Source organism: Moorena sp. SIO3H5 (genome assembly GCF_010692395.1).
Lineage (GTDB): Bacteria > Cyanobacteriota > Cyanobacteriia > Cyanobacteriales > Coleofasciculaceae > Moorena.
On the sequence record NZ_JAAHHS010000796.1, the window covers coordinates 1 to 1,161 of the forward strand.

General features: G+C 37.1%; 1 protein-coding gene. It reads right to left on the reverse strand.

Annotated features, from left to right (window positions below):
- Positions 1-747: 747 nt before the first annotated feature.
- Positions 748-1,161, reverse strand: a 414-nt coding sequence (locus F6K52_RS36590) for a tRNA (cytidine(34)-2'-O)-methyltransferase (RefSeq protein WP_293090175.1), incomplete at its 5' end; no start/stop codon positions are given.

Genomic DNA, 1,161 nt, shown 5'->3' on the forward strand with positions numbered 1-1,161 from the left:
TATCTGACTTCGATTTTTTAGCCGGATATTAGTCAATGATTTGGATCACTACGAAAATAAGATCTATATCACAATAAACAGAGACACATTAAGCAAGATTAGCTTGGTTCTCTGATTTAGACAAGCTCACACAAGTTGGCAAAATTGAATTTTTGACTGGGACTTGTCTTGTGACAATCTTCACTCCTCAAGATGTTCGGTTGGTTACAGCTTGTGCGAACTGATATCGTGACTTGATTGTAATTAAAACAAATCTTTATTTGCATTAAATGACAATTTGCCAAGATTTTCACATTTCACATCCTTTCTAAGGAAACAAGCTTGCCTGTTTTTTTATATTTCAGGACCTGTGTAAACCATTCACCTACTAAGTACGAGACTTTACGCTGATTACTCCCTAAAAGACAACCGTGTAAACTCTCAGCCACTTTTGGGGCTGGGAAATGCTGCTTAAGCAATTAAATTCACCTAAATAACTGCTATGACTAGCATTGAATGATTTTGTTCCCCTAGGAACAAAGGGACATAATTTATGAAAATCTATCATTTAAACTTCCATATTACTGGTTCGTTATATACATTTTTCTTATATCAAACCACTTGCAAATTTCAGTGTTTTCCCCATTGCCATGTCTCCTTGGTGGCGGCTAAGTCCAATTCTGACTTTTTATTTGAGAGATACTAAGTAGATTACGTAAAGATATTTGAATTAAATGTGAAGATTTTATAAAATTAAAGTACTTTCACTTAAGTAAGTGATATTTGGCGGCGAGCTTCAAATAAGGCAACTGCAACACTAACGGAAAGATTTAAGCTACGAACCTCGGGTTGTTCCATGGGAATATAGAGGGTGCGATCGCAGTTCGCCAAGAAAGTTGGAGGTAAGCCAGTAGTTTCACTGCCAAATATCAGCCAGTCAGAAGCTTGATATGTAAATTCACTGTAATTAAAACTACCTCTCACACTAAAACCCAAGCACCTACCACCACGGGTTTTAAGTATATTGTGGAACTCATTTAAAGACTCATGATAGTGTAATTTCACGTATGGCCAATAATCTAAACCAGCTCTTTTTAGGTAGCGATCGCTCAATTCAAAGCCTAATGGTGCAACTAGATGGAGTTCAGTGCCTGTAGCTGCACAAGTACGGGCAATATTGCC